This window comes from Rodentibacter myodis (genome assembly GCF_001999305.1).
In the GTDB taxonomy this organism is placed as follows: domain Bacteria; phylum Pseudomonadota; class Gammaproteobacteria; order Enterobacterales; family Pasteurellaceae; genus Rodentibacter; species Rodentibacter myodis.
In genome coordinates this window covers 50883-77857 of sequence record NZ_MLHQ01000025.1, presented here as the reverse complement: position 1 = coordinate 77857, position 26975 = coordinate 50883, and the positions used below count along the sequence as shown (strand labels likewise).

Here is a 26975-nt window from a genome sequence, read left to right as displayed (position 1 = left end):
TATTCGCTCCTTGTCAATAAATTCGGATTAAATAATAGCACTTTAAAAAGTTTTTTAAAGCATTTAATGAAGATAAAAAAGCCCCTTTCGGGGCGTTGGATTAATAACTAAAAATGCTTGAAGGGGCGGATGATTTGCAAAAAGTGCGGTCAAATTCGCGCATTTTCTCTGCCATAATTTTTGAATACTCGCGCATAAGTGCATTTTTTTCACTTGGTTGAATGGTGCCTTGTGCGATTAAATGCTGCACGCTGTAATTCAAAAAAAGGCTTGTGGCTTGGTGTAAATCTGCCGCGTGCGCTTCAATGGTTTTTTCTGCCATTATGCTTGCCCTTCAATGTTATCAATTAAAACGGCGTGGCGGTAATTTTCGAGCAAGTAATCAAACCGTACCGAAAAGTAAATTTTCAAACTGTCTTCGCGCGGTTCTTGTTTGAAGAATAGGCGCGCGGTGTTTTGTTTTAGGTAGATGGCAAGATTGGAAAGTGAGGTGATCAAAATGCTATCTGCCGGAAAAAAGGGAACGTTAATAGCACGTAAGCCGCCTATGAGATTTTGTGCCGTTAATAGCACGCCATTTTGTGCATTGAGTTGTTTCGGTTCAAGTTGAATAAATGCACCGTCTAAAACATTTCGTCCACAAATTGCGATTAAATCGCCACTTTCACGGAGTTTTGCCGGCAATTTTTCAAGAGCCTTTTTAATAAGTTGGGCGGTAGTTTGTCCGCTTAATTCACCGGCGTGAATCACTTGCGCTTTTTCTTTTAACTGTGTATGCCAACCTTTTGCTACATCTTCGCCTAGTGGGTTGGTTTCAGGGGCGGAGTCTTCTGCGCGGTGTGTGCCGTGAAAGCCAACCATAGCAAGATTCTGCGCCAATTCACTGCCTAGCCGTGCATTGAGTTCTTTTTCAAAATCAATATCAGCGAACAAATCCAAATCGCTATGCGGTAGGCGAACATCTAAATTAATTTGCTCACAATTAAAAGGCGTTGCACCTTGTACAAAATTTAGTGGCTCGCGTGCGTGTTTTTCGGTGTCGGTATTGCCGACAATCGGTAACGAGAGTTCGTGGGCTTTATTCGGTGAATCGGTAACAAATTTTGTGGTGATTAAGCCTAAAAAAGCGTGGTTTTTAATGCCTTGTTTTACGATTTTTTCTACTTTGGCGTGGTCGTTGAAATGGCTGTATTCTTGCATTTCTACGCCTTCAAATTCGTTTTTGTAGGCAGTAAATTTTTCTTGAGTGAGTTTTTGCATCTTGTCATCCTTACATTTCAGTTAATAAACGTTTTAAGCCTTTTTCTTCTTGCGCTTGAAAACGCTCAACGTGCTTTTGCGTTGGGGTTTTCGGCTTCCAGTCGGTAGCCAGTTCCAGCGGTGGGAGTTTTAATTCTTCCGGCGTGGTGAATTCCACATTGAATTTTTTGATAATGAAGTTATTAAATTCATCGTGGGTGCTTCTTCCCGTTTGCGGGTTATATTCACCGGATTGAACAAATAAGCCCTTAAATAGCGCGATTTTCGCCTTATTCCGGGCCATAAATTCATCAATCAAGGCTTCGGCGGTGAATCGGTAAATCTGCTTGCGGAAGGTGAGAAAATCTTGTTTGGCGGTGTAAACTTCTTCGCGCTTGTCGTAAAGTTTTTGTTCTAAGTCTTCATTCAGGGCGGTGAAGAAATCCACCCTTGATTTTAATTCCGCTTTTAATTTTTGCGTGGTGCTGTAATCATCAAGGGTGAGTTCGCTTTCTGTCTCAAATTTCGCCTTGATTTTGGCAATTTCCGTTTCAAATTCGTGGCGAACGGCTGAAAGGGTGGCGGTGTTTTTGACTTGCTTTTGCTCAAGTTTACCGAGTTCATCAGAACGGGCGATTAATATCGCTTTCTTTTCATTGAACTTGTTCAAAAGTTCGGTCAATTTTGCCTGTTTTTCGGGATGTTGTAGGGTAAGTTTGATCATCTGTTACCTTCCTATTTTGTTTTGTTGTTGCGTTGTTGAATGCGTTCATTCATCCAGTTTCTTACTTCACTTTCTAGCCAGGCTTTTGCATTGCCGCCTAGATTTACGGCTTCGGGAAATTTCCCTATCCGTGCTTTGTCGTAAATGGTGGAGCGTGAAAGCCCGGTGAGCTTTATCACGTCATCCACTCTTAAAAAACGTTCATTTTGTGTGTTGTCCGTCATCATTTTCCCTATGTTGTAGTGCTTTGTATATCTTATTAAACGTGCAAGTGCGGTTAGCTCGTTTTTTGCTTGATTGCCTTGTTGCATTTTTCACCTAAAAAAATTTAGTGTGGTGTGTGTCCGAGCATTACGCTATGGAACGGTTTTCATCATAGATAAATACGCCATAATGTGCATTAAGTGGCAATTGTGATGAGGTATTTCACAAAATCGGGGAAAAATTAAGAACAAATTCGATCGCACTTTTTATCAATGTGGCGTACTGTCCGATTTTGTGTGTTAAAAATTGGGCTAGACTGGCATTTTTACGCCTAAATTTTGCGTTTTTTTGCGTTGATTTGCGTTAAAAGAGTTGAGCTGGAAAAACCTTTTAAAGCCAGTTTAGATAAGGCTTTATAGCTTTTGAGAATTGCGTTTGAAATGAGCCCTCAAGTAAAAGCGCGCAGGCGTGCGAGGGTTGCGATTTTTCATACGTGGATTTTTTGAGGGAAATTCGGGATAAATTAGGCTTTTTAGTATTGGGAGGATTGCATTTTTGATATAATGAACTCACGAAAAACCAGTAATGACAAGGGTTTATCAATGTTTAAAAGTGGGCTAACTTATGCGCTTGTCGGTGTGTTTGCATGGGGTGTTATTAATCCGGCAATAGCAGAACAAAAGAAAAAAAGTAGTGGCATAATTAAAAAGGCGGTGGCCGCCTATGTTGTCTATAAAGTCGTTAAGCATTATAAAGACAAAAAGGAAGAACAACAGGCAAAGAATAAACAACATCAAGAACACTATGTTGAGTCGTACTATGATGAAGAATGCGAGGATGAAGACGAGTGCGAGGAAGAATAAAGGGCGGAATGCTCCGCCCCATGATAGTTTAGGCTTTCATCGCCTCTAATTTACATTGTTCTACATAATCGCCCCAACATTGCATAATGGCTTGTCTTGATTTCCATTTTTTAGATTTATCATACGCCTTGCGAACTTTTCCTCTATTCTCGTGAGAAAGGCATAGCTCTATTGATTCTGAAGAAAAGCGATCCAATTCGTGTAAATAAGTGCTGGCAATACTTCGTAAACCGTGAGCAACCAATAAATCTTTAAATCCTATTCGTTTCAATGCCACATTAGCAGCCCCGCTATTCATAGGGCGATTATAAGGTGCAACACGGCTACAAAACACATATTTACGGTTGCCCGTATAACGGCGCATTTGCTCTAACACATTCAAGGCTTGAGAGGAAAGCGGAACACTATGCGCACGCTTACCGCCTTTCATTCGCTCTGCCGGAATATGTAAGGCTTTTGCTTCCCAATCAATATCAGCCCATTCAATCGTCACCGCCTCTGAACTTCTCAAAATGCTCAATAACTGCCATTCGATTAAAAGCACGGTCGGTTTTTTAATATCTGAATTTTGTAAAACCTTGAACAAATGCGGCAATTCTTCGGGGGGTATGGTTGGATGATTCTTCGTCTCCACATAAGTAAATTCATCGTGAATTTTTCTAAAAGGATTTTTTGCGATTAAATTTTCATCCTCTGCCATTCTAAAGATCTGATTGATAGCAATATTGATCTTATAAAGCGTATTGGAGTTTTTCAGTGGTGAAAGTGCGGGGGCAAAGGTTTCATAATTTGCCTCATCAATCGGCAAACTGGCGATTTTAGGAAATAAATGTAATTCTACGCGGCGGAATGCCTCATTTACGGTTTGCGCCTTGAGTTTCCCCAATTTTAATCGTTTATCACGCCATTTCATTGCCATTTCAGCAAAGGTGATTTTCTTTTCTTCTACCGGATTTAGCAAAGATTCACGGTATGCAAGCGGATCAATATTACGAAAAACAAGCCCCCTATATTCCCGAGCTATATCGCGCGCATTGGTAAGAGAAAGGGTAGGATAATCACCAAGCTTGATTTTTTTTACCTTTCTCGCAAATCTATATTCAAAATAAAATGTTTTCCTTTTACTCGGCATTACACGGATAAAAAGCCCTGATTCTTTGCCGTCATATTTTCTAAATTCTTTATCTTTGAATTTGAGAGATTGAATAGTGGAATCGGTGAGAGGTTTAATTAATTTCATAATGAAAGCCTTTGTTATGGTTAAACATTAGCCGTTTTAACTCCCTAAAAAGTAAGCCCAAATTGCTAGGGAGTTAAATAGGGAGTTAAAAACGACAACAAAGACAAACAATAGCGAACGAAAACAACAAATAGAAAACTGTTAAAGTGTTGTTTTTACGTTGTTTTTTGACAGAAAGACGTTATTTGACAAGCTGCGTGGCGGTGAGAGGGGGATTCGAACCCCCGATGCACTTTCGCACATACACGCTTTCCAGGCGTGCTCCTTCAACCACTCGGACATCTCACCGTGTTGAGGTGGTGCGAACTATAAAGATTTGTCTTGGTTTAGTCAAGTTTTTTGCGTTAGAACATTAAAATCTTTTTAAACTTTCGCTAAAATAACCGCACTTTATCCACTTTTTGGCGTTTTTTTATGCACATTAAATCTTTATTTTCTAAAAATGTGTTTTTAGCCGTAAAACCATTCAGCGCATTGAAAGATGCTTTCCGTGCCGGTTATACGAAAAAATCATTAATTCGTGACATTATCGCCGGTTTAACTGTTGGTGTGATTGCCATTCCGCTTTCAATGGCATTGGCAATTGCCAGCGGTGTTGCACCACAACACGGGCTTTATACGGCGATTATCGCAGGCATTGTGATCACAATCACCGGCGGTTCCCGTTTTAATATTTCAGGGCCTACCGCTGCTTTTGTGGTGATTTTATATCCGGTCACGCAACAATTTGGGTTGAGCGGTTTGCTAATGGCAACCTTGCTTGCCGGTGTGATTTTAATTCTAATGGCATTGTTCCGACTTGGACGATTAATTGAATATATTCCTTTGCCCGTAACCTTAGGTTTTACCTGTGGAATTGGCATCACAATCGGTACGTTACAAATTAAAGATTTCCTCGGGCTGAGTATTGAAAAAATGCCGGCGCATTATCTGGAAAAAATTCACGCAATTTTGACCGCACTTCCCACCATAAACTGGGCGGATACCGCCGTTGGCGTGGTGACATTATTGGTACTCACCCAATGGCATAAATTACGCCTATCGATCCCGGGACATTTACCGGCGGTGATTATCGGTACAATCCTTGCTTTAGCGTTACAGTATTTTGATTTTGAGGTAGCAACGATCGGTTCTGCGTTTCAATATACATTGCCCGATGGTTCGATAGGACAAGGTATTCCAAATGTATTGCCGGATTTTGTCTTGCCTTGGAATATTCCAAATGCACAGGGCGAACTTATTCAATGGGATTTTAATGGCCTACAAGCCTTATTACCTGCGGCGTTTTCAATGGCGGTCTTGGGGGCGATTGAGTCCTTATTGTGTGCGGTGGTGCTTGATAATATGACAGACACCAAACATCATTCCAATAATGAATTGCTCGCACAAGGTCTTGGCAATCTTGTCTCTCCATTTTTTGGTGGTATTACCGCAACGGCAGCAATTGCCCGCTCGGCAGCCAATGTAAAATCCGGTGCGGTTTCGCCCATTGCCAGTGTGGTTCACGCGCTTTTAGTGTTATTTTCCTTGCTTTTATTTGCACAAGCCCTTTCTTATTTACCGCTTTCTTCAATGGCTGCATTGCTTTTAGTGGTGGCGTGGAATATGGCAAGTGTGAATGAAATTATTCATTTGGCACGCCGTTCCGGTAAAAATGAAATGGCGGTATTGATCACCTGTCTGATTTTGACCGTCTTATTTGATATGGTGATTGCCATTAGTATCGGTGTATTGCTGGCGAGCCTTTTATTTATCCGCACTATTGCAGAAATGACAAAAGCTATTGAGCATAACGCTCCGGAAGATTTGGATGATGTACTGGTTTACCGTATCAGTGGGCCATTATTTTTTGCGGCAGCGGATAAATTATTTTCGGATCTTCACGATAAAACCGTATATACGGATCACGAAATCAAGCACATTGTACTGCAGTGCGATGCGGTGACGGTACTGGATACGGGGGGAATTCACGCTTTGACAAGATTTGTGCAACATATGCTGCCTCATCAGCAACTTTACCTCTGTAATATGCAATTCCAACCGCTCAGAATGTTGGTGAAATCAAATTCGGCACCAGAAATTCAGAAGATTAATTTTGCGGCGGATTTGAGTGAAACTTTCAATAAAATTCGTGATTTTGAGCAATCTCATTCCTAAGCAAAAACAAAAGCGTGCTAGAATAGTGCGCTTTTTTATTTACATATCAAGGAATTTTTATGCGTCCGAATAATCGAGAAAATCATCAACCCCGCCAAATTAAAATTACCCGTCATTACACCAAACACGCCGAAGGTTCGGTTTTGGTTGAGTTTGGCGATACCAAAGTGCTTTGTACCGCAACTGTGGAAGAAAGCGTGCCTCGTTTTTTGAAGGGGCAAAATCAAGGTTGGGTAACGGCGGAATACGGTATGTTGCCACGTTCAACCCACAGCCGTATGCAACGTGAAGCGGCAAAGGGGAAACAGGGTGGACGCACGATGGAAATCCAACGTTTAATTGCTCGTTCGTTACGTGCAATGGTCGATCTAAAAGCCCTTGGTGAACGCGCGATCACCCTTGATTGCGATGTAATTCAGGCAGATGGCGGCACGCGTACGGCCTCCATTACCGGGGCGGCGGTTGCCTTGTGTGATGCAATTAATGGTTTAATTGAAAACGGCACATTAAAAACAAATCCGATTAAAGGTTTAGTGTCAGCTATTTCTGTTGGCATTGTAGAAGGTGAAGCGGTTTGTGATTTGGAATATGTAGAAGATTCTGCCGCGGAAACGGATATGAATGTGGTGATGATGGAAGACGGAAGAATGATTGAAGTGCAAGGCACGGCAGAAGGCGAACCATTCAGCCACGAAGAATTATTAACATTACTGGATTTAGCTAAACAGGGTTGTCATCAAATTTTTGCTGCACAACGTGAAGCACTAGGCTTATAAGGAACAACAATGGAACAGTATAAACGTGATTTTATTGAATTTGCCTTAAGCCGTAATGTATTAAAATTTGGTGAATTTACCTTGAAATCAGGGCGTAAAAGTCCGTATTTTTTCAATGCCGGTTTATTTAACACCGGGGCAGATTTAGCACGTTTGGGTGAATTTTATGCGGCAGCGATCCAAGCAAGTGCGGTCGATTTTGATGTTGTTTTTGGCCCTGCTTATAAAGGCATTCCCATTGGTACTACGGTGTCTATTGCTTTGTTTAACCGCTATAACATTGATAAACCGGTTTGCTTTAATCGCAAAGAAGCAAAAGATCACGGCGAAGGCGGAAATCTCATCGGCAGTCCGTTACAAGGCAAGGTGTTATTGGTGGATGATGTCATCACTGCCGGCACGGCAATTCGTGAGTCAATGGCATTAATTAACGCCAATAATGCCGAACTTGCTGCCGTACTCATTGCCTTGAACCGAAAAGAACGTGGCAAAGGCGAACATTCCGCCATTCAAGAAGTAGAGCGTGATTATCAATGTCGTGTGCTATCAATTATTGATTTAGATGATTTAATGCAATTTATTGAACAAGATCCGCGATATTGCAACTATTTGTCGGAAATGCGTGCCTATCGTGCAGAATTTGGCGTATAAACCTTGATAAATAAAGCTTTATCACCATTTAGGGGAAAGGTCCTTGTTTGAGGATAAAAATAAACAAAAAAATAACCGCACTTTGAATGAACAGGGGAAAGAATGAATTTTATTGGAAAAATTTTAGGTGTGTTTATCGGCTGGAAAATGGCAGGCTTTTTTGGTGCGATTGTCGGGCTGATTTTAGGTTCAATTGCCGATAAAAAGTTGTACGAACTTGGTGCAGTCAATTCCAGTTTCTTTAAACGTAAAACCACGCGCCAAGATTTATTTATGCAAACCACGTTTGCCGTACTTGGGCATTTGAGCAAAGCCAAAGGCCGTGTTACGGAAGAAGATATTCAACTTGCCAGCCAATTAATGGCGCAAATGAAATTAGATGATAACGGACGCAAACTGGCGCAAGATGCTTTTCGCCGTGGTAAAGAGCCTGATTTCCCTATTCGCCAAGTCATTCGTGAATTCCGTATTGGATGTGGACAACGGGCAGATTTATTGCGGATGTTTTTACACGTACAAGTGCAAGCCGCTTTCTCCGATTCCCAACTGCACGAAGGTGAAAAAGACGTTCTTTATGTAATTGCCGAAGAATTGGGCTTATCACGTTTGCAATTTGAACAAATGCTCGCAATGGAAATGGCAGCACGCACCTTCACCCAAGGCGGATTCTATCGCCAGTATCAACAAGGGGCGTATCAACAGCGTGGTGGCTATGAATATCAACAAAGTGGTGCGTATCAACAATCTTCAGGTCCAACATTAAGTGATGCTTACAAAGTATTGGGCGTGAATGAATCGGACGATCGTAACACGGTAAAACGTGCTTATCGCCGTTTAATGAACGAACATCATCCGGATAAACTGGTGGCAAAAGGATTACCGCCGGAAATGATGGAAATGGCAAAAGAAAAAGCACAACAAATTCAAGCGGCTTACGATTTAATTTGTAAAGCAAAAGGCTGGAAATAGCCTGTGCGTGTTCTTCTTGCACCAATGCAGGGCGTATTAGATCCCTTTGTACGTCAACTCCTCACTGAAGTGAACGACTACGATTTATGTATTACGGAATTTGTCCGTGTCGTTGATCAACTTCTTCCTGAAAAAGTGTTTTATCGTTTATGCCCTGAATTGAAAAATCGGGGCTTTACCCCCTCCGGCACACCTGTACGGGTGCAATTACTCGGACAACATCCGAATTATTTAGCCGAGAACGCAATACGGGCAATTGAATTGGGTTCGCAAGGTATTGACTTAAATTGCGGTTGTCCGTCTAAAACCGTAAATGGAAGCAATGGTGGAGCGGCATTGCTTAAACAACCCGAGTTAATTTATCGTGCAACACAGGTTTTACGCCAAGCAGTGCCTTGCCATTTGCCGGTGAGTGTCAAAGTACGGTTAGGTTGGGACGATATTTCTCAAGCCTTTGAAATTGCCGATGCCGTAGTGCAAGGCGGAGCAACGGAAATCACTATTCACGGGCGAACTAAAACGGATGGTTATCGTGCAGATCGCATTAATTGGGCAAAAATTGGTGAAGTGCGTAAGCGTTTATCAATCCCCGTTATCGCCAATGGAGAAATTTGGCATTGGCAGGATGGACAACGTTGCCTTGCAGAAACCGGTTGCCAAGACTTAATGGTGGGGCGTGGTGCGTTAAATATTCCAAATTTAAGCAATGTTTTAAAAACAAATGCCCCCAAAATGCCGTGGGTTGAGGTTCAGAAAATTTTACAAAAGTATGCCGAAATGGAGAATTTTCACGATTCCGGTTTTTACCACGTTGCACGCATTAAGCAATGGCTACGTTATTTAAATAAGGAATATGATGAAGCCAATACAGTCTTTGAAAAAATCAAAACCTGCCAAACGGCGGATGATTTAAGGAAAAGATTAGGGCAAATGGCGATAAATTGAGATAAAAGTGCGGTCAATTTTCACGTAGTTTTGAATTGATAAAAGAAAAGGATAACTTTTTGGTTATCCTTTTTTACGTCTATTTTGAGCTAGTCATCTAAGAAACTACGTAATGTTTCAGAACGACTTGGATGGCGAAGTTTGCGAAGGGCTTTGGCTTCAATTTGACGGATACGTTCACGGGTTACATCAAATTGTTTACCCACTTCTTCAAGGGTGTGATCCGTATTCATATCAATCCCAAAACGCATACGCAACACTTTTGCCTCACGCGGAGTTAAGCCTTCCAACACTTCGTGCGTTGCGGCTTTAAGGCTTTGTGCCGTTGCAGAATCCAGTGGCAATTCAAGGGTATTATCTTCAATAAAATCGCCTAAATGGGAATCATCGTCATCACCGATTGGGGTTTCCATCGAAATTGGTTCTTTCGCAATTTTTAACACTTTGCGAATTTTATCTTCCGGCATTCCCATTCGCTCTGCCAATTCTTCCGGTGTTGCTTCACGCCCCATTTCTTGCAGCATTTGACGGGAAATACGGTTCAATTTATTGATGGTCTCAATCATATGAACCGGAATACGAATCGTGCGGGCTTGGTCTGCAATAGAACGTGTAATGGCTTGACGAATCCACCAAGTTGCATAAGTTGAGAACTTATAACCACGGCGATATTCAAATTTATCCACCGCTTTCATCAAACCGATATTTCCTTCTTGAATTAAATCCAAGAATTGTAAACCTCGGTTGGTGTATTTTTTGGCAATGGAAATAACCAAACGTAAGTTGGCTTCCACCATTTCTTTTTTCGCACGGCGTGATTTTTGCTCACCTCGTGCGACGGCATCACAGATGGTACGCATTTGTTGGACGGTGAGCTTTGAATGTTGCTCAAAGGTCACTAAATTTGCAATGGCTTGACGAATACGATCTTCATATTTTGGCAAGCGTTTTGCCCAAGGTTTACTGGATTTGAGAGCTTTATTCAACCACGCATCGTTACTACCGTACTTGGTTATTAACACTTCAAATTCATCCTTCGGCATACCGGCAATATCAATTAATACTTTTTGTAATTGACGCTCTTCGCCACGCACACGTTTCATCATATTTTTCATTGATAACACAAGTACATCGAATTGTTTTGGAACAAGACGGAATTGTTTGAAAATGTCGGCAAGCAGGGCAATTTGCTCTTGTGCTTTTTTATGATCACGACCGTGTTTTTCAATCACGGCAAGTGTTTTGCTATGTTGCACTTTTAGTTGCGTGAACTTCTCACGCGCAACTTCAGGATCAATACTGTTATCGGAATCATTGCTATCGGAAGTCGATTCACTGTCTTCTTCCTCTTCTTCACTTTCAGGTACATCACCCACATTGGAATCAATATTTTCTTCATCTTCATCAAAATCATCGGATAATTCCGTTGCTTCTTCCGAAACCGCATTAGGATCAACAAAACCGGTGATAAGGTCTGCCAGACGAACATTGCCTTCTTCCACCCTTTCATATTGTGCAATTAAGTCACTTAATGCTTCCGGATAGGCGGCGATGGAGGTTTGCACTTCATCAATCCCTTCTTCGATACGTTTGGCAATGCTGATTTCATCTTCACGGGTAAGCAAATCAACCGTCCCCATTTCACGCATATACATACGCACGGGGTCGGTTGTGCGACCAATTTCGGATTCTACATTAGAAAGAATTTGTGTGGCTTCTTCCACCGCATCTTCATCCGGAATGGTCTCGTTTAACATCATATCATCGCTTTCCGGTGCTTCATCCAACACCGGGATGCCCGCATCATTTTGCAATGTTTGCAGTAGTTTGTCGTAATATTCGGGATCAATCACATCTTCAGGAAGTAAGTCATTGATTTCGGCATAGGTGAGGTATCCTTGCGTCCGTCCCAATTCCATCAGTTGTTCAATTTGTTCCGAATATTGTTCTGCGGTAGATTGTTGATTTTGTTCCATTTTTTATATCCGTGTCGCGTTAATTTTGTCAGGATGAATTTTCGCTTGAACGAAAGATTCTATCATTGTTATTGAGGATTAACTAACTGTTTTTTCTGTGCTTCTTTGCTGGTAATCAGCGTGACAAGCACCTGCCTTTCCTGCTCGGTTAATCCTGCCGATCGTTCTTTCGCAATAAGCATTTCAATATCACGTTCAATGGCTTGAATATTTAAACGGCGATAATTTTGTGAAAAAGCATTGATGATCTCGGCGTCGCTCAGTAAATGCTCCCAAGTTGCCAAAATTTCAAGGGGGCGACTGTATTCCGTATCACGGAAATATTCCAAAATTTGTCCGGTGGTAATGCCTTTCCGTTCACGACAAAGTGCGGTCAGTTTTTCCAATAAATCGTAACCCGCTTCTGCCCGTAATGCCATTAAACCGGCTTCTGTAATGCGATTTACTAAATGCGTATTTTGCAATAGCAAAGAAATCACCACACGCATTGGCGTTTGTTTCATTTTCGGTTGCGCATCTATGCCTGTGGCGGTTTTATTTTCGGCTTGTTTTGGAATTAAACTTTCCAGTTGCGATTCATCAAAAATCCCCAATTTTTGCGCCAAGGTATTGCGTAGCGATAACCGTAAAGCATTCCCCGGAATTTGGCGAATTAACGGTGCGGCAAGTGCAACCAATTTTCCCCGCCCTTCTTTTGTTGAAAAATCCACTTGCGGACTTAAATGAGCGAATAAAAATTCGGTTAATGATTGCGCGCTTTCAATATATTCTTCAAATTTTTCTTTGCCATATTGGCGAATATAAGTATCGGGGTCTTCGCCGTCAGGCAGGAAAATAAATTTAATTTGCCGTCCGTCTTCCAAATAAGGCAAGGCATTTTCCAAAGCCCGCCACGCTGCATCACGTCCTGCACGATCCCCATCGTAACAACAAATAACTTGTTCGGTTGAGCGAAAAAGCAGTTGAATTTGTTCCGAAGTGGTAGAAGTGCCAAGGGAGGCAACAGCATAATCCACGCCAAATTGCGCCAATGCCACCACATCCATATAGCCTTCAACCACAAGCAATTTTGTCGGTTCATCATTTGCCTGCAAGGCTTCATATAAACCGTAAAGTTCGCTTCCCTTGTGGTAAGTGATGGTTTCCGGTGAGTTTAAATATTTGGGTTTTTCATCCCCCAATACCCGTCCGCCAAAAGCCACAGTCCGCCCACGTTTATCCCGAATAGGGAACATAATGCGATGGCGGAATTTATCATAAATATTTCCACGTTCATTACGGGAAAGCATACCGAGATCAAACAATTTTTGTTGTTCTTCCCGATTCACACCAAATTTGCGTAACACCGTATCCGGCGTATTGGGTACAAAACCAATTTGAAAGCGGGTAATAATCTCCGACGAAAGCCCACGTTGTTGCAGATAACTTTGCGCAGGAACACTCAAAGGAAGTTGAGTTTGATAAAAAGACGCAATGGCTTGCATCAACTCGTATAAATTACGCTTTGTTTGGTAGCTTGCTTGCGGTTTTCCATTGCTGTTAGCCCGTTTTTCATAGGGTACTTCCAAGCCCGCCATTGCAGCGAGTTCTTCAATCGCTTCAACAAATTCAAGTTTGTCATAGTCCATCAGAAAAGAAATGGCATTGCCGTGCGCACCACAGCCAAAGCAATGGTAAAACTGTTTTTTTTCACTTACCGTGAAAGAAGGTGTTTTTTCGTGATGGAAAGGGCAGCAGGCTTGATAATCCCGACCGGCTTTTTTGAGTTTTACGCGGGAATTTACCACATCAACAATGTTGGATTTTGTCAGCAAATCATCAATAAACGGGCGAGGAATTGAGCCTTTCATTGTGTTGCCTCCTTAAATGTGATGTGAAAGTGCGGTCATTTTTGCGTAAATTTTAAAGCAACAAAACCGTGATACCAAAGGAATCACGGTTTGTGTCAACTCGAGTTTGAAAATACTACAAATTAGTATAAACGGGTGTTGCGCGCATTTTCGCGAGCGTTGCGTTTAGCGTGACGTTTTGCAAGGGTTGCTTTTTCACGTTTACGAATTGTAGTTGGTTTTTCATAGAATTCACGAGCGCGAACCTCTGCCAAAATACCGGCTTTTTCGCAAGAGCGTTTGAAACGACGTAAAGCTACGTCAAATGATTCGTTTTCACGTACTTTAATTACAGGCATAAGCCAATCACCTCAATGAGTTTAATTTAATTGCAATTTAAAATTTTACTGCCGCCCCAAAAGACGGCAGATTTAATAAAGGTCGCAATTCTAATCTACTTTTAGGATAAAAGCAAAGGGAAGAATGGGGATCGCCCGAATATTTATGCTTTCAACTGGTGAAAACCGCTTAAACAGGGTAAAATCACGCCTCATTTTGCAAATAACATTAAGAAAATCAATGAAAATCTTAGGCATTGAAACCTCCTGTGATGAAACAGGGGTCGCAATTTATGATGAAGAAAAAGGCTTGGTAGCGAACCAACTTTACACCCAAATTGCCTTACACGCCGATTACGGCGGTGTCGTGCCGGAACTAGCCTCACGCGATCATATTCGCAAAACTGCGCCCTTAATTCAGGCGGCATTGGCAGAAGCAAAACTCAGCGCAGAAGATATTGACGGCGTAGCTTATACCGGCGGCCCGGGGCTTGTCGGGGCATTATTGGTGGGGGCAACCATTGCCCGTTCCCTTGCTTATGCGTGGAATGTACCGGCGATTGGGGTTCATCATATGGAAGGACATTTACTTGCCCCAATGCTTGATGAAAATCGACCGCACTTTCCTTTCGTGGCATTATTGGTATCGGGTGGTCATACCCAATTAGTGCGGGTGGAAGCCGTGGGAAAATATGAGGTGATTGGCGAATCTATTGATGATGCGGCAGGCGAAGCCTTTGATAAAACCGCCAAACTGCTCGGATTAGATTATCCGGGAGGCTCGGCACTCTCCCGTCTTGCGGAAAAAGGCACGCCAAATCGTTTTACTTTTCCACGACCAATGACCGACCGACCGGGACTTGATTTCAGTTTTTCAGGTTTAAAAACCTTTGCCGCCAATACGGTAAATCAGGCAATGAAAGAAGCAGGCGAACTCACCGAACAAACCAAAGCGGATATTGCTTATGCTTTCCAAGATGCCGTGGTAGATACCTTGGCAATCAAATGCAAACGCGCATTAAAAGAAACCGGCTACAAACGTTTGGTGATTGCCGGTGGCGTGAGTGCAAACAAGAAATTACGTGAAACCTTAGCAGAAATGATGGAAAAATTAGGCGGTGAAGTCTTTTATCCACAACCACAATTTTGCACAGATAACGGTGCAATGATTGCCTACACCGGTTTTTTACGTTTAAAACAAGGTCAACAAAGTGAATTAGCCATTGACGTTAAACCGCGTTGGCCGATGATGGAACTTCCACCGCTCCACACTCAAAGTGAATAGGCTCATTTAGAAACGGATAATGAAAGAATGGCAAAGTTATATTTTTATTACTCCACAATGAATGCCGGCAAGTCCACCACGTTGCTGCAATCATCTTATAACTACCGTGAACGTAATATGAACACGCTGGTTTACACGGCAGCGATTGATGATCGCTTTGGCGTGGGGAAGGTAACATCCCGTATCGGCATTTCTCAAGAGGCTCATTTATTTAATGCCGGCACGAATTTATTTGATGACATTAACCACCACTTACAGCAAAAAAAAATTCATTGCGTGTTGGTAGATGAAGCACAATTTCTCACCAAACAGCAGGTTTATCAACTCAGCGATGTGGTTGATAAATTGGGTATTCCTGTCTTGTGCTATGGATTACGCACCGATTTCCAAGCCGAGCTGTTTGAAGGCAGTAAATACTTGCTTGCTTGGGCGGATCAATTAGAAGAATTAAAAACCATTTGTTACTGTGGGCGTAAGGCGAATTTTGTCCTTCGTTTAAGTGAAAAAGGGGAGGTGATTCGGGAAGGAGAGCAAATCCAAATCGGTGGAAACGACTCTTATCTTTCCGTTTGCCGCTATCATTACAAAGAAAAGTGCGGTCAAATTTAACACTATTTTTCGGCATTATGGGGGAAATATCTCATTTGTGTATCTGCCATAATACCGTTATTTTAAACAACAAAAACACAACATAAGGACAATTTTATGCTAAAAAACAAAACCTTTGGCAGTGCGTTAATTATTGCAGGCACAACGATTGGGGCGGGGATGTTGGCAATGCCGTTAACTTCCGCCGGTATGGGCTTCGGTTATACCGTATTATTGCTTATTGGGTTATGGGCGTTGCTTGTATATAGTGGCTTACTTTTCGTTGAAGTTTATCAAACTGCCGATCAGCTTGATGACGGTGTGGCGACATTGGCAGAAAAATATTTTGGTGTGCCGGGGCGAATTCTTTCCACATTAAGTTTATTGATTTTGCTCTACGCCCTTTCCGCCGCTTACATCACCGGAGGCGGCTCGTTGCTTTCAGGCTTGCCGACCGCTTTTGGTATGGAAGCCATTTCGCTTAAAACGGCGATTATCATTTTTACCGCTGTTCTCGGTTCTTTTGTGGTGATTGGCACAAAAGGCGTAGATGGCATTACACGTTTATTGTTTATCGGTAAATTGATCGCTTTTGCATTCGTCTTATTTATGATGTTGCCGAAAGTAACGACAGACCACTTAATGGCATTACCCTTGGATTATGCATTTGTCATTTCTGCCGCGCCGATTTTCTTCACCTCATTCGGTTTTCACGTCATTATGGCGAGTGTAAATAGTTACTTAGAAGGAAGTGTCGAAAAATTCCGCAGTGCCATTTTAATCGGCACGGCAATTCCGCTTGCCGCTTATTTAGTCTGGCAGCTCGCCACTCACGGTGTACTCAGTCAAAGCGAATTTGTGCGTATTTTACAGGCAGACCCAACATTAAACGGTTTGGTTAATGCCGTGCGTGAAATTACCGGTTCTAATGTAATGGGCGAAGTGGTTCGTATCTTTTCTTCTTTAGCCTTAATCACCTCATTTCTTGGCGTAATGTTGGGGGTGTTTGAAGGATTAGGCGATTTGTTCAAACGTTATCATTTACCGACTAACCGCTTTTCATTAACCATTGCCGCATTCCTTCCGCCATTAGCGTTTGCCTTATTCTATCCGGAAGGTTTTATCACCGCGTTAAGCTATGCCGGTTTACTCTGCGCATTTTATTGCTTAATTTTACCTATCGGCTTGGCGTGGCGTACCCGTCAAACGAATCCGACACTTCCATACCGAGTGATGGGCGGAAATATTGCCTTAATCATTGCATTGATCATTGGCATTGTGATTATGGTTATTCCTTTCTTAATTCAATCCGGTTATTTACCGGCTGTTGCCGGCTAAAGTGCGGTCAATTTTGAACGTGTTTTAATTTTCTCAAAGGGAATGCCTGAATTGGCCTTCCCTTTCTTTTAACTGAAATTCCTGTTTGAATTTCTACTAATTTGAAATAATCATCGTTTTTTGATATAGTCCCTGCACTTTTTGGAAATAATCCCTCAATGCCTACTGAGTGTTTCCGTCAAAATCGCACTTCTATGTGCTGTCATCGCGGTGGTTCCACTGCACACTTTTTGCTTTCGGGCAATATTGAATGAAATCGAATTTTTAAATTTATCTACTTAATTTTTAAGGGGAAAGGTTTGTCTTTATCTCAATTTATAGAAAAACGAACGTCATTTAATCCTTTTGTAATCGGCTTGACGTTATTATTTGTATTGTTATTGGTGGTGATGATTTTAATTGCACCGACACAAACACAGGCACTGTTAAATTTGGCAAAAGCCGGTATTTTTGCCAATTTCAGTTGGTTTTATGTTTTGACATTCTCAATTTTTTTGAGCTTTTTGGTTATTTTATCGGTCAGTAACTTGGGAAATATTAAACTCGGCAGCGATGAAGAAGAACCTGAATTTGGTTTTCTTTCTTGGTTGGCAATGCTCTTTGCGGCGGGAATGGGCGTGGGTTTAATGTTTTTTGGTGTGGCTGAACCTCTAACCCACTATCTTTCCGAAATCACCACAGGAACGGCAGAACATCAACAACAAGAGGCCTTATTACATACCTTATTCCACTGGGGAATTCACGCTTGGGCAGTATATGGAATGATTGCATTAGCCTTAGCGTATTTCGGTTTCCGCTATAAATTGCCCCTTGCGTTACGTTCTTGCTTCTACCCCTTATTGAAAGATCGTATTAATGGCAAAATGGGCGATATTATCGACATTATGGCATTACTTGCCACTTTATTCGGTATTATCACAACCTTAGGTTTTGGGGCATCACAACTAGGTGCGGGCTTGCATCAAATGGGCTGGATTGATGAAAACAGTTTCGGCTTACAAATGATCGTGATTGCAGTTGTAATGAGTTTGGCGATTTTTTCTGCCATTTCGGGCGTAGGAAAAGGGGTAAAAATTCTCAGTGAATTAAATTTAAGTTTGGCATTTTTACTGCTTATTTTTGTCTTGATGAGTGGGCCGACACTGTATCTACTCTCGGCATTTAGCGACAATATCGGAACTTATCTCAGCAATTTAGTGCAACTTAGCTTTAAAACCTATGTATATGAGCAAGAACATACCGATTGGTTTAGCGGTTGGACAATCCTTTATTGGGCTTGGTGGTGTTCTTGGGCGCCATTTGTGGGCTTATTTATCGCCCGCATTTCTAAGGGGCGTACCATTCGTGAATTTATCTTTGGCGTACTGGTGATTCCTAGTTTATTCGGTATTCTTTGGTTTACCGTATTTGGCAACACCGCCATTTGGTTAAATGACGGAATCGCGGCAGGCAAACTCGGCGAAATGATCGCCTCACCTGAAATTTTATTATTCAAATTCTTAGATTATTTACCGCTGCCAACACTCACCGGCTTAGTGAGTTTAATGGTGATTTCACTGTTTTTTATCACGTCGGCAGACTCCGGTATTTATGTGTTAAATAACATTGCGTCACGGGATAAAAGTTTGGTATCACCACGTTGGCAGGCGATAATGTGGGGCGTATTAATGTCAATTGTTGCGATTGTACTAATGCAATCGGGCGGTTTGGCAAATTTACAAACAATGACCTTAATTGTCGCCCTACCTTTCGCCCTCTTAATGCTGGTGATGTGCTTCAGCCTATGGAAAGGCTTAAATGCCGATAAAAAATATTTTGCCACCAAAGTTAATCCAACCAGTATTTTCTGGACAGGGGAAAGATGGAAAGAACGTTTGGAACAAATGATGAACCAAACCCAAGAAAAAGATATTTTACGTTTTTTAAAACGCACAGCCCTACCGGCGATGCGGGAATTACGCCAAGAATTAATTGGTAAATATAATTTGAGCGTGCAGGTAAATACCTTCTTTGAACAAGACGAACCTGCCGTAGAATTAGTCATTCAGAAAGACTCTATGCGGGATTTTATGTACGGCATCAAATCCGTAGGGCGTGAAGTATCGGAACAGTTAATCAATGACGAAAATTTACCCCATATTCAACATCGCACCACTTATGAGCCTTATTCTTACTTCTTTGATGGTCGGGTCGGCTACGATGTGCAATATATGGATCAAGACGAATTAATCGCCGATATGTTGAAACAATATGAACGCTATTTAAGTTTGCTTGACGATGTAGGACAAGAACTAATGGCACACGAACAAACGGAATTGGCAGAATAATTTCATTTGTTGTAACAAGTGCGGTCAAAAGCTTATAAATTTTTGACCGCACTTTTAGACTTATAAAGAGAAAATTAAAAAAGGAAGCGTATGCTTCCTTTTTTAAGTTTCTTAGAACGGAATATCATCATCAAACCCATCCATTGGCGGTTCTGCTTGTGGGGCAGATTGGGAAGCCGGTGTTGGGCGGGAGGATTGATAGTTGTTAGAGCGTGTTTGTGCTGAATAACTTGGTTGCGGTGCGCTTTGTCCCATATCCGGTGCGCCATAGCCACCTGCATTTTGGTTGCGGCTGCCTAGCATTTGCATTACATCGCCTTGAATCTCCGTAGTATAGCGGTCTTGACCATTTTGATCTTGCCATTTGCGGGTGCGTAAGCGACCTTCTACATAAACTTGGGAACCTTTACGTAAATATTCACCACAGATTTCTGCTTGGCGGCGGTAGAACACGATACGATGCCATTCTGTGATTTCACGGCGTTCGCCGGTGTTGCGGTCATTCCAACTTTCACTTGTTGCCACGCTAATATTTGCGACCGCATCGCCATTTGGCATTGTGCGAACTTCAGGATCATTACCTAAATGTCCCACGATGATGACCTTATTTACTCCAGCCATAAAAATCCTCATTTTTCTTATTAAAAAAGTGCGGTTATTTTGCCTGAAATTTTAGAAAAGATCTATAAAATTTAACTGGATATTTGCACAGATATTGAAATATGCGATAATGCCCGCAATTTTGCAAAAATATTAACCCAAATAAGCTGTTTTATGGAAAATATCGACATCCGCGGGGCGCGTACCCACAATCTAAAAAATATTAATTTAACCATTCCACGGGATAAACTGATTGTCATCACCGGTTTATCCGGATCAGGAAAATCTTCCCTTGCTTTTGACACGCTTTATGCGGAAGGGCAACGCCGTTATGTGGAATCTCTTTCTGCTTACGCCCGCCAGTTTTTATCGTTAATGGAAAAACCGGATGTGGATTCCATTGAAGGCTTGTCACCGGCAATCTCCATTGAACAAAAATCCACTTCACATAATCCTCGTTCCACAGTGGGAACGATTACCGAAATTTACGATTATCTGCGTTTGTTATTTGCTCGAGTAGGCGAACCGCGTTGTCCGAATCACGATATTCCTTTAACGGCACAAACCATCAGTCAAATGGTTGATAAGGTATTGAGTTTACCCGAAGAATCAAAAATGATGTTGCTTGCACCGGTGGTGAAAAATCGCAAAGGGGAACACGTCAAAATTTTAGAAAATATCGCGGCGCAAGGTTACATTCGCGCCCGTATTGACGGGGAAATTTGTGATTTGTCCGATCCGCCAAAGCTCGAATTGCAGAAAAAACATACCATTGAAGTGGTGGTAGATCGCTTTAAAGTGCGGTCGGATTTAGCGACACGTTTGGCGGAATCCTTTGAGACCGCATTGGAGCTTTCCGGCGGTACGGCGATTGTGGCGGATATGGATAACCCGAAAGCGGAAGAATTGGTATTTTCGGCAAATTTTGCCTGTCCGCATTGTGGTTATTCTATTCCTGAATTAGAACCGCGTTTGTTCTCTTTTAATAACCCTGCAGGGGCTTGCCCGACTTGTGATGGTTTGGGAGTACAACAATATTTTGATGAAGAACGCATCGTACAAAATCCAAGTATTTCCCTTGCCGGCGGAGCGGTAAAAGGCTGGGATCGCCGTAATTTCTATTATTATCAAATGCTGACTTCGCTCGCCAAGCACTATGATTTTGATATTGAAGCCCCCTACGAAACACTGCCGAAAAAAATTCGCCAGATTATTATGCACGGTTCGGGCAAAGAGGAAATTGAGTTTCAATATATGAATGATCGCGGTGATGTCGTTATTCGTAAACACGCCTTTGAGGGGATTCTGAACAATATGGCGCGCCGTTATAAAGAAACGGAATCCCAATCCGTGCGGGAAGAACTGGCGAGAAATATTAGTAATCGTTCCTGTGCCGATTGTGGTGGTTCACGCCTGCGCCCGGAAGCCCGCAATGTGTATGTCGGGCAAACCAATTTGCCGATGATTTCAGAAAAAAGCATTGGCGAAACATTGGAATTTTTCACCGCACTTTCGTTGACGGGGCAAAAGGCACAAATCGCCGAGAAAATTTTGAAAGAAATTCGTGAGCGTTTGCAGTTTTTGGTGAACGTGGGATTAAATTATCTATCTCTTTCCCGATCAGCAGAAACCCTATCCGGTGGTGAAGCACAGCGTATCCGCCTTGCCAGCCAAATTGGGGCTGGCTTAGTGGGGGTGATGTACGTGTTGGACGAACCGTCCATAGGTTTACATCAACGAGATAACGAACGTTTGCTAAATACCTTGGTGCATTTGCGTAACCTTGGTAACACGGTGATTGTGGTAGAACACGATGAAGATGCCATTCGTGCGGCGGACCACATTATTGATATTGGGCCGGGTGCGGGTGTTCACGGTGGACAGGTGATCGCTCAAGGTAATGCGCAAGAAATTATGGCAAACCCAAATTCGATCACGGGAAAATTCTTATCAGGGGCAGAACAAATTGAAATTCCCCAAAAACGTACCGCACTTGATAAGAAAAAATGGCTGAAACTCAAAGGGGCTTCGGGCAATAATTTAAAAAATGTGAATCTGGATATTCCGGTTGGCTTGTTTACCTGTATCACTGGCGTATCGGGATCGGGAAAATCTACCCTGATTAATGATACCTTATTCCCCTTGGCGCAAAATGCCTTAAACCGTGCGGATAAAACAGATTATGCACCGTACAAATCTATTGAAGGCTTGGAATATTTCGATAAAGTGATCGACATCAACCAAAGCCCGATTGGTCGTACCCCTCGTTCTAACCCTGCGACTTACACCGGTTTATTCACCTCGATTCGTGAATTATTTGCCGGCGTGCCGGAAGCCCGTGCGCGTGGCTACAATCCGGGGCGTTTTAGTTTTAACGTGCGGGGCGGACGTTGTGAGGCTTGTCAAGGTGATGGTGTGCTAAAAGTGGAAATGCACTTCCTGCCGGATGTGTATGTACCTTGCGATCAATGTAAAGGGAAACGTTACAACCGTGAAACCTTGGAAATTCGTTATAAAGGCAAAACCATTCACCAAGTGTTGGATATGACGGTGGAAGAAGCTCGTGAATTTTTTGATGCTATTCCAATGATTGCCCGTAAGTTGCAAACCTTAATGGATGTAGGATTATCCTATATTCGTCTTGGTCAATCCTCGACCACCCTTTCCGGAGGGGAAGCACAGCGGGTGAAATTGGCGACAGAACTTTCCAAACGTGATACCGGAAAAACTTTGTATATTTTGGATGAACCGACCACAGGCTTACATTTTGCCGATATTAAACAACTACTTGAAGTGTTGCATCGTCTGCGTGATCAAGGCAATACCATTGTGGTGATTGAGCATAATCTTGATGTCATCAAAACCGCAGACTGGATTGTGGATCTCGGGCCGGAAGGTGGCAGTGGCGGTGGACAAATTATCGCAACTGGTACGCCGGAAGAAGTGGCACTGGTGGAAGGATCACACACCGCACGATTCCTAAAACCGATTTTAGAAAAACGTTAAAAAAAATGACCGCACTTTAAAATAAAGTGCGGTCATTTTTATCTTGATATTGTATTTAATGCTTTTTATTTTACGCTTCTTACGTCAAACCTCATTTGCTATAAAATTAACCAATAATTGACGAAAAAAATGATTTATAATCCGAACCTTAATTTTTCTAAAGAGGCATTTTATGAGAACAGCACTTTATCAAACCAAATGGGGATTATTTAATTTTATCGAAGGGGACTTTATTAGCCGATATGTGAAAACTTACGGTGAATGGTCTGAAGTCGAGGTTCAATTTTTTCGTCATATTCTTAAGCAAAACAGCAATGTCATTGAAGTGGGGCGAATATCGGTATGCACACTGTGCCACTAAATTTATCCCCAACGGGAAATTATTTTGTTTTGAGCCACAACGTATTATTTTTCAAACACTATGTAGTAATTTAGCTTTAAACAATCTCACATAATGTTTATGCATATCATCAAGGGGTAAATGATACTTGTCATCAAATTGAAATTGCTTCATCAAACTAAGATACCGTTTGGAATTATGGTAGTTTTTCTATAGACAAAGGTTTTGATATGGAAGGACATTTTAAGGGAGTGCAACATAAGGAGTTTGTTTCGCGTTACGCTTGATGAGCATCCTGAAATTCAAAAATTAACAGCGTTATCTTTATTAAAAATTGACGCTGAAGGATTTGATCTGAATGTATTATTAAAAGGGCGAGAAAAATGATTAAACAACACGCCCCAGTTATTTTTATTGAAGCGCATTCCGATAAATCAACGGATATTCTCAATTACCTGATGAAATTGGATTATCAATACTTTTGGTTTATTTCGGAACGTTATCACCCGAATAATTACTTTAAACAAGAAAAATCGTTATCCAGATTTGATATTAACTTGGCTTGCTTTCCTCGTTCAATGACGCCAACGTTACCAAAAGGATTACTTGCAACACGGATTTTTCTAAAATTCCATTTTTGAATTATCAGGGATGAAATGAGTAGAATGAAGCTTCCCCCAACTTATAAAGTTGGGGGAAATTTTTTACGGTGATGATGTATTAATGTTTCACTGAAGTTGTTTTTTTTAAACAATAATACCCAATGATCGCAGAAACAGTAGAACCCAGTAAAATCCCCAAGCGGGAGAGTGCGTTTACGCTTTCACCAGCGTCTGCATCAAAAGCAAGGCTTGCTAAGAACATCGACATTGTGAAACCGATACCGCATAAAATAGCAACAGAAAAAATTTGTTTAAAATTGATCCCTTCAGGGAGTTTGGCAATGTCTAATTTGACAGAAAGGTAGCTAAAACCAAATACTCCAACGGGTTTTCCAACAATTAAACCAAGTGAAATAGCGAGCAATAATGGGGAAGAAAGCATCGCGAAATCAATGCCTTCAAAACTTACCCCTGCATTGGCAAAAGCAAATAATGGTAAAATGAGGAAGGAGGTCCAAGGGGCAAGTAAATGCTCAAATTCTTCCAGTGGCTTTTTACCTTTTTCACCTTTTAACGGAATACAGAAACCAATAATAACCCCCGCGAGGGTAGCGTGTACGCCTGATTTCAATACGGATGCCCATAAAATTGTCCCAACCACCATATAGGCGCAAAGTACGGTCACTTTAAAGCGATTTAATGCGATGAGCAAAACAATCGCAATTGCTGCAAAAATTAATGCTTGAAGGCTCAAACCGTGCGAGAAAAAGAGGGCGATGACGACAATTGCGCCTAAGTCATCAATAATTGCGAGCGCGAGAAGAAAGATTTTTAATGGTAACGGTACTTGTTTGCTTAACAGTGCCATAACGCCAAGAGCAAAGGCAATATCGGTCGCCATTGGAATTGCCCAACCATTGACAAGTGATGGATCTTGACGTGCGATAAAGGCATAAATTAAGGCAGGAACTACCATTCCCCCTATGGCGGCAACCGCAGGAAAAATCGCTTGCTGATAGCTTGAAAGCGATCCCTCCAACAGTTCACGTTTCACTTCCAGCCCCACTAAGACAAAAAATACTGCCATAAATCCATCATTGATCCAATGAATGAGGGTTTTATTAATAGAAAAATTGCCGATTTGAATGCTGACAGGTAAATTTAAGAAATTATTGTATGTGCCACTTAGCGGGGAGTTGGCAAAAAACATTGCAATTAACGCTGAGCAAAGTAATAAAATGCCGCCGGCAGATTCAAGTTTAAAAAATCGTTGTATAAGTTGTAACACTAAAGTCTCTCCAAAAAATAAAAAGATAAAAATTAACAAAACCTGGATACTACCACAATTTTTGTTTAGTGCGGAAAATCCTGCCGGAGAAGTGCGGTTATTTTAACCGATAATTTTTAAATAATATCGACAATGTGATTTAGTTCACGTTTTTGAGTTAGGGAGATAGTCGTCTTTATAGTAGAATTAGTGCCCTTTTATTTATTGGAATCATATATGTTTGGTCGTAAAGATATTCTTGTTTTAGGGATGATGATTTTTGCTCTTTTCTTGGGGGCTGGGAATGTGATTTTTCCGCCAATGGAAGGATTTTCCGCAGGCCATCATTGGGCGGGAGCTTCCTTCGGTTTTGTTTTAACCGGCGTATTAATGCCATTTATCACACTGGTTGTAGTGGCAATGCTTGGATGCGGGGAGGAACTCACTCGGGATTTGCCAAAATGGGCGGAAGTGATTTTTTTAGCTACTCTATATTTAGTAATTGGCTCTTTATTTGCTATGCCGCGCGTTACCAACGTGGCTTATGAAATGGCGTGGTTACCATTAAATATAACAGAAGAGGGGACAAACACACATTTTATCTTTTCTCTGATTTTTAATTTAGTGGGAATGCTTTTTATGCTTCGCCCGAACACCATCATTTCTACCGTGGGTAAATTTATGACGCCTGCATTGTTAGTGTTATTAGTGGTGGTGGCGGTGAATGTGGTGATTTCGCCACTTTCAGAAATTGTGGAACCGAGCAATGCCTATGCCACTAATTCCGCCATTACCACTGGTTTAATCAGCGGTTATCAAACGATGGATGTGCTTGCGGCAATTGCTTTCGGTGGTATTGTGGCGCGGGCATTAGCAGTGAGAAATGTTTCTTCTGCTCAAAAAGTGATGAAATACACCATTTCCGCCGGATCTATCTCCGTACTTTTACTTGCAGCGTTGTATTTTTCGCTATTTTACTTAGGGGCGACAGGAACTCTGGTGGCAGAAGGGGCGACCAATGGAGGACAAATTTTTTCACGTTATGTAAACGCATTATTTGGTGTGAGCGGTACGTGGATTATGTCGGGGATTATTATTTTGGCAAACCTTACCACGCTTGTGGGGGTCACCAGTGCTAGTGCGGATTATTTCGCTAAATTCCACATTCGTTTGTCTTATCCATTTTGGGTAGTGATGTTTACGATTTTAACCATTATTATTGCTCAAACAGGCTTGACGGAATTATTGCGTGTGACGATTCCCGCATTATTACTTATCTATCCGGTTGCCATCATGTTGGTGTGCTTACAGATTATTCGTAGTAAATTGCCGAATATTAAATTTAGCTATTATTTTACTTTGCTTATTACGGTGTGTTTCAGTGCTTGTGATAGTTTGAAGAATATGGATTTATTACCGCAATCAGTTGAGAATTTATTAGAGCATTTGCCGCTTTATTCCGCAGGAATGGCGTGGCTGATTCCATCATTGGTTGCTCTTGGGTTATCTTTCTTTTTGGTACGAAAATCCGATACGATGTAGTTGTGCAATAAATAGTATCGTAGAGAAAGTAGGGACTACCAAGCAGTCGCCCTTAGTATTAGCTTCTAAAATTATTTGAGGTTTGATACAAGCTAGTATGACGTTTCTACAAGAGTTTCATTATTTCGAATAAAAAAATACCGAGCCAAATGCTCGGTATTTTTTAAAA

At 41.7% G+C, this 26975-nt stretch carries 24 protein-coding genes and 1 tRNA gene; 14 read left to right on the top strand and 11 right to left on the bottom strand.

Annotation, left to right across the window (positions count from 1 at the left end):
- Positions 1–100 precede the first annotated feature (100 nt).
- The 4 genes from BKL49_RS09645 to BKL49_RS09630 are packed head-to-tail and all read right to left on the bottom strand — an operon-like array spanning position 101 to position 2274.
- Positions 101–322 carry a hypothetical protein gene (locus BKL49_RS09645; RefSeq protein WP_077424892.1) on the bottom strand — a complete coding sequence of 74 codons (222 nt, stop codon included), beginning with the start codon at positions 320–322 and terminating at the stop codon, positions 101–103.
- Positions 322–1260, bottom strand: a complete 939-nt coding sequence (locus BKL49_RS09640; RefSeq protein WP_143530837.1) for a P2 family phage major capsid protein — start codon at positions 1258–1260, stop codon at positions 322–324. Before BKL49_RS09640 ends, BKL49_RS09645 begins: the two co-directional genes overlap by 1 nt.
- A gap of 10 nt (positions 1261–1270) precedes the next feature.
- Positions 1271–1963, bottom strand: a complete 693-nt coding sequence (locus BKL49_RS09635) for a hypothetical protein (protein WP_077424890.1) — start codon at positions 1961–1963, stop codon at positions 1271–1273.
- Between the two features lie 11 nt (positions 1964–1974).
- Positions 1975–2274 carry a helix-turn-helix transcriptional regulator gene (locus BKL49_RS09630; protein WP_244151985.1) on the bottom strand — a complete coding sequence of 100 codons (300 nt, stop codon included), beginning with the start codon at positions 2272–2274 and terminating at the stop codon, positions 1975–1977.
- A gap of 495 nt (positions 2275–2769) precedes the next feature.
- On the opposite strand from BKL49_RS09630, the gene BKL49_RS09625 reads away from it, so the two are divergent.
- Positions 2770–3030: a hypothetical protein gene (locus tag BKL49_RS09625; RefSeq protein ID WP_077424888.1), complete on the top strand. Its 261-nt coding sequence runs from the start codon at positions 2770–2772 to the stop codon at positions 3028–3030.
- A gap of 28 nt (positions 3031–3058) precedes the next feature.
- On the opposite strand, the gene BKL49_RS09620 is transcribed toward BKL49_RS09625, so the two are convergent.
- Together BKL49_RS09620 and BKL49_RS09615 are read right to left on the bottom strand one after the other, a co-directional pair.
- Entirely contained in the window at positions 3059–4270 is a 1212-nt protein-coding gene (locus BKL49_RS09620) for a tyrosine-type recombinase/integrase (protein WP_077424886.1), read from the bottom strand.
- A gap of 198 nt (positions 4271–4468) precedes the next feature.
- Positions 4469–4558 (bottom strand) — tRNA-Ser (locus tag BKL49_RS09615).
- A 126-nt stretch (positions 4559–4684) separates the two neighbouring features.
- Between BKL49_RS09615 and dauA the strand changes: the two genes are divergently transcribed.
- From dauA to dusC, 5 genes are all read left to right on the top strand, one after another.
- Positions 4685–6427 carry a C4-dicarboxylic acid transporter DauA gene (dauA, locus tag BKL49_RS09610; RefSeq protein ID WP_077424884.1) on the top strand — a complete coding sequence of 581 codons (1743 nt, stop codon included), beginning with the start codon at positions 4685–4687 and terminating at the stop codon, positions 6425–6427.
- A gap of 59 nt (positions 6428–6486) precedes the next feature.
- Positions 6487–7203, top strand: a complete 717-nt coding sequence (rph, locus tag BKL49_RS09605) for a ribonuclease PH (protein ID WP_077424882.1) — start codon at positions 6487–6489, stop codon at positions 7201–7203.
- 9 nt (positions 7204–7212) lie between these two features.
- Positions 7213–7854, top strand: a complete 642-nt coding sequence (gene pyrE, locus BKL49_RS09600) for an orotate phosphoribosyltransferase (protein WP_077424880.1) — start codon at positions 7213–7215, stop codon at positions 7852–7854.
- A gap of 102 nt (positions 7855–7956) precedes the next feature.
- Positions 7957–8823 (top strand): co-chaperone DjlA, encoded by an 867-nt coding sequence (gene djlA, locus BKL49_RS09595; protein WP_077424878.1) that lies wholly within the window; start codon positions 7957–7959, stop codon positions 8821–8823.
- A gap of 3 nt (positions 8824–8826) precedes the next feature.
- Entirely contained in the window at positions 8827–9768 is a 942-nt protein-coding gene (gene dusC / locus BKL49_RS09590; RefSeq protein ID WP_077424876.1) for a tRNA dihydrouridine(16) synthase DusC, read from the top strand.
- Positions 9769–9857: 89 nt separating this feature from the next.
- On the opposite strand, the gene rpoD is transcribed toward dusC, so the two are convergent.
- The 3 genes from rpoD to rpsU all read right to left on the bottom strand — a co-directional run bounded on the left by rpoD (position 9858) and on the right by rpsU (position 13932).
- Entirely contained in the window at positions 9858–11744 is a 1887-nt protein-coding gene (gene rpoD, locus BKL49_RS09585; protein WP_077424874.1) for an RNA polymerase sigma factor RpoD, read from the bottom strand.
- A 68-nt stretch (positions 11745–11812) separates the two neighbouring features.
- Positions 11813–13594, bottom strand: coding sequence for a DNA primase (dnaG, locus tag BKL49_RS09580; protein ID WP_077424872.1), 1782 nt, complete (start codon positions 13592–13594; stop codon positions 11813–11815).
- 122 nt (positions 13595–13716) lie between these two features.
- Positions 13717–13932 (bottom strand): 30S ribosomal protein S21, encoded by a 216-nt coding sequence (rpsU, locus tag BKL49_RS09575; RefSeq protein ID WP_005694732.1) that lies wholly within the window; start codon positions 13930–13932, stop codon positions 13717–13719.
- 220 nt (positions 13933–14152) lie between these two features.
- Here rpsU and tsaD point away from each other — a divergent pair, with 220 nt between their 5' ends.
- From tsaD to BKL49_RS09555, 4 genes are all read left to right on the top strand, one after another.
- Positions 14153–15196 carry a tRNA (adenosine(37)-N6)-threonylcarbamoyltransferase complex transferase subunit TsaD gene (gene tsaD / locus BKL49_RS09570; RefSeq protein WP_077424870.1) on the top strand — a complete coding sequence of 348 codons (1044 nt, stop codon included), beginning with the start codon at positions 14153–14155 and terminating at the stop codon, positions 15194–15196.
- A 27-nt stretch (positions 15197–15223) separates the two neighbouring features.
- Positions 15224–15805, top strand: coding sequence for a thymidine kinase (locus BKL49_RS09565; protein ID WP_077424868.1), 582 nt, complete (start codon positions 15224–15226; stop codon positions 15803–15805).
- 96 nt (positions 15806–15901) lie between these two features.
- On the top strand, positions 15902–17122 hold the full coding sequence (locus BKL49_RS09560; RefSeq protein WP_077424866.1) for an aromatic amino acid transport family protein: 1221 nt from the start codon (positions 15902–15904) through the stop codon (positions 17120–17122).
- 299 nt (positions 17123–17421) lie between these two features.
- Positions 17422–19449: a BCCT family transporter gene (locus BKL49_RS09555; RefSeq protein WP_077424865.1), complete on the top strand. Its 2028-nt coding sequence runs from the start codon at positions 17422–17424 to the stop codon at positions 19447–19449.
- A gap of 111 nt (positions 19450–19560) precedes the next feature.
- On the opposite strand, the gene BKL49_RS09550 is transcribed toward BKL49_RS09555, so the two are convergent.
- Positions 19561–20070, bottom strand: a complete 510-nt coding sequence (locus BKL49_RS09550) for a single-stranded DNA-binding protein (protein ID WP_077424863.1) — start codon at positions 20068–20070, stop codon at positions 19561–19563.
- A gap of 153 nt (positions 20071–20223) precedes the next feature.
- On the opposite strand from BKL49_RS09550, the gene uvrA reads away from it, so the two are divergent.
- The 3 genes from uvrA to BKL49_RS12715 all read left to right on the top strand — a co-directional run bounded on the left by uvrA (position 20224) and on the right by BKL49_RS12715 (position 24036).
- On the top strand, positions 20224–23055 hold the full coding sequence (uvrA, locus tag BKL49_RS09545; RefSeq protein ID WP_077424861.1) for an excinuclease ABC subunit UvrA: 2832 nt from the start codon (positions 20224–20226) through the stop codon (positions 23053–23055).
- Positions 23056–23227: 172 nt separating this feature from the next.
- Positions 23228–23416 carry a hypothetical protein gene (locus tag BKL49_RS09540; RefSeq protein ID WP_244151984.1) on the top strand — a complete coding sequence of 63 codons (189 nt, stop codon included), beginning with the start codon at positions 23228–23230 and terminating at the stop codon, positions 23414–23416.
- A 362-nt stretch (positions 23417–23778) separates the two neighbouring features.
- Positions 23779–24036 (top strand): hypothetical protein, encoded by a 258-nt coding sequence (locus BKL49_RS12715; RefSeq protein WP_244151983.1) that lies wholly within the window; start codon positions 23779–23781, stop codon positions 24034–24036.
- 79 nt (positions 24037–24115) lie between these two features.
- On the opposite strand, the gene nhaA is transcribed toward BKL49_RS12715, so the two are convergent.
- On the bottom strand, positions 24116–25285 hold the full coding sequence (gene nhaA, locus BKL49_RS09530) for a Na+/H+ antiporter NhaA (protein WP_077424859.1): 1170 nt from the start codon (positions 25283–25285) through the stop codon (positions 24116–24118).
- A 216-nt stretch (positions 25286–25501) separates the two neighbouring features.
- Between nhaA and brnQ the strand changes: the two genes are divergently transcribed.
- Positions 25502–26806, top strand: a complete 1305-nt coding sequence (gene brnQ / locus BKL49_RS09525) for a branched-chain amino acid transport system II carrier protein (protein ID WP_077424857.1) — start codon at positions 25502–25504, stop codon at positions 26804–26806.
- Positions 26807–26975 lie beyond the last annotated feature (169 nt).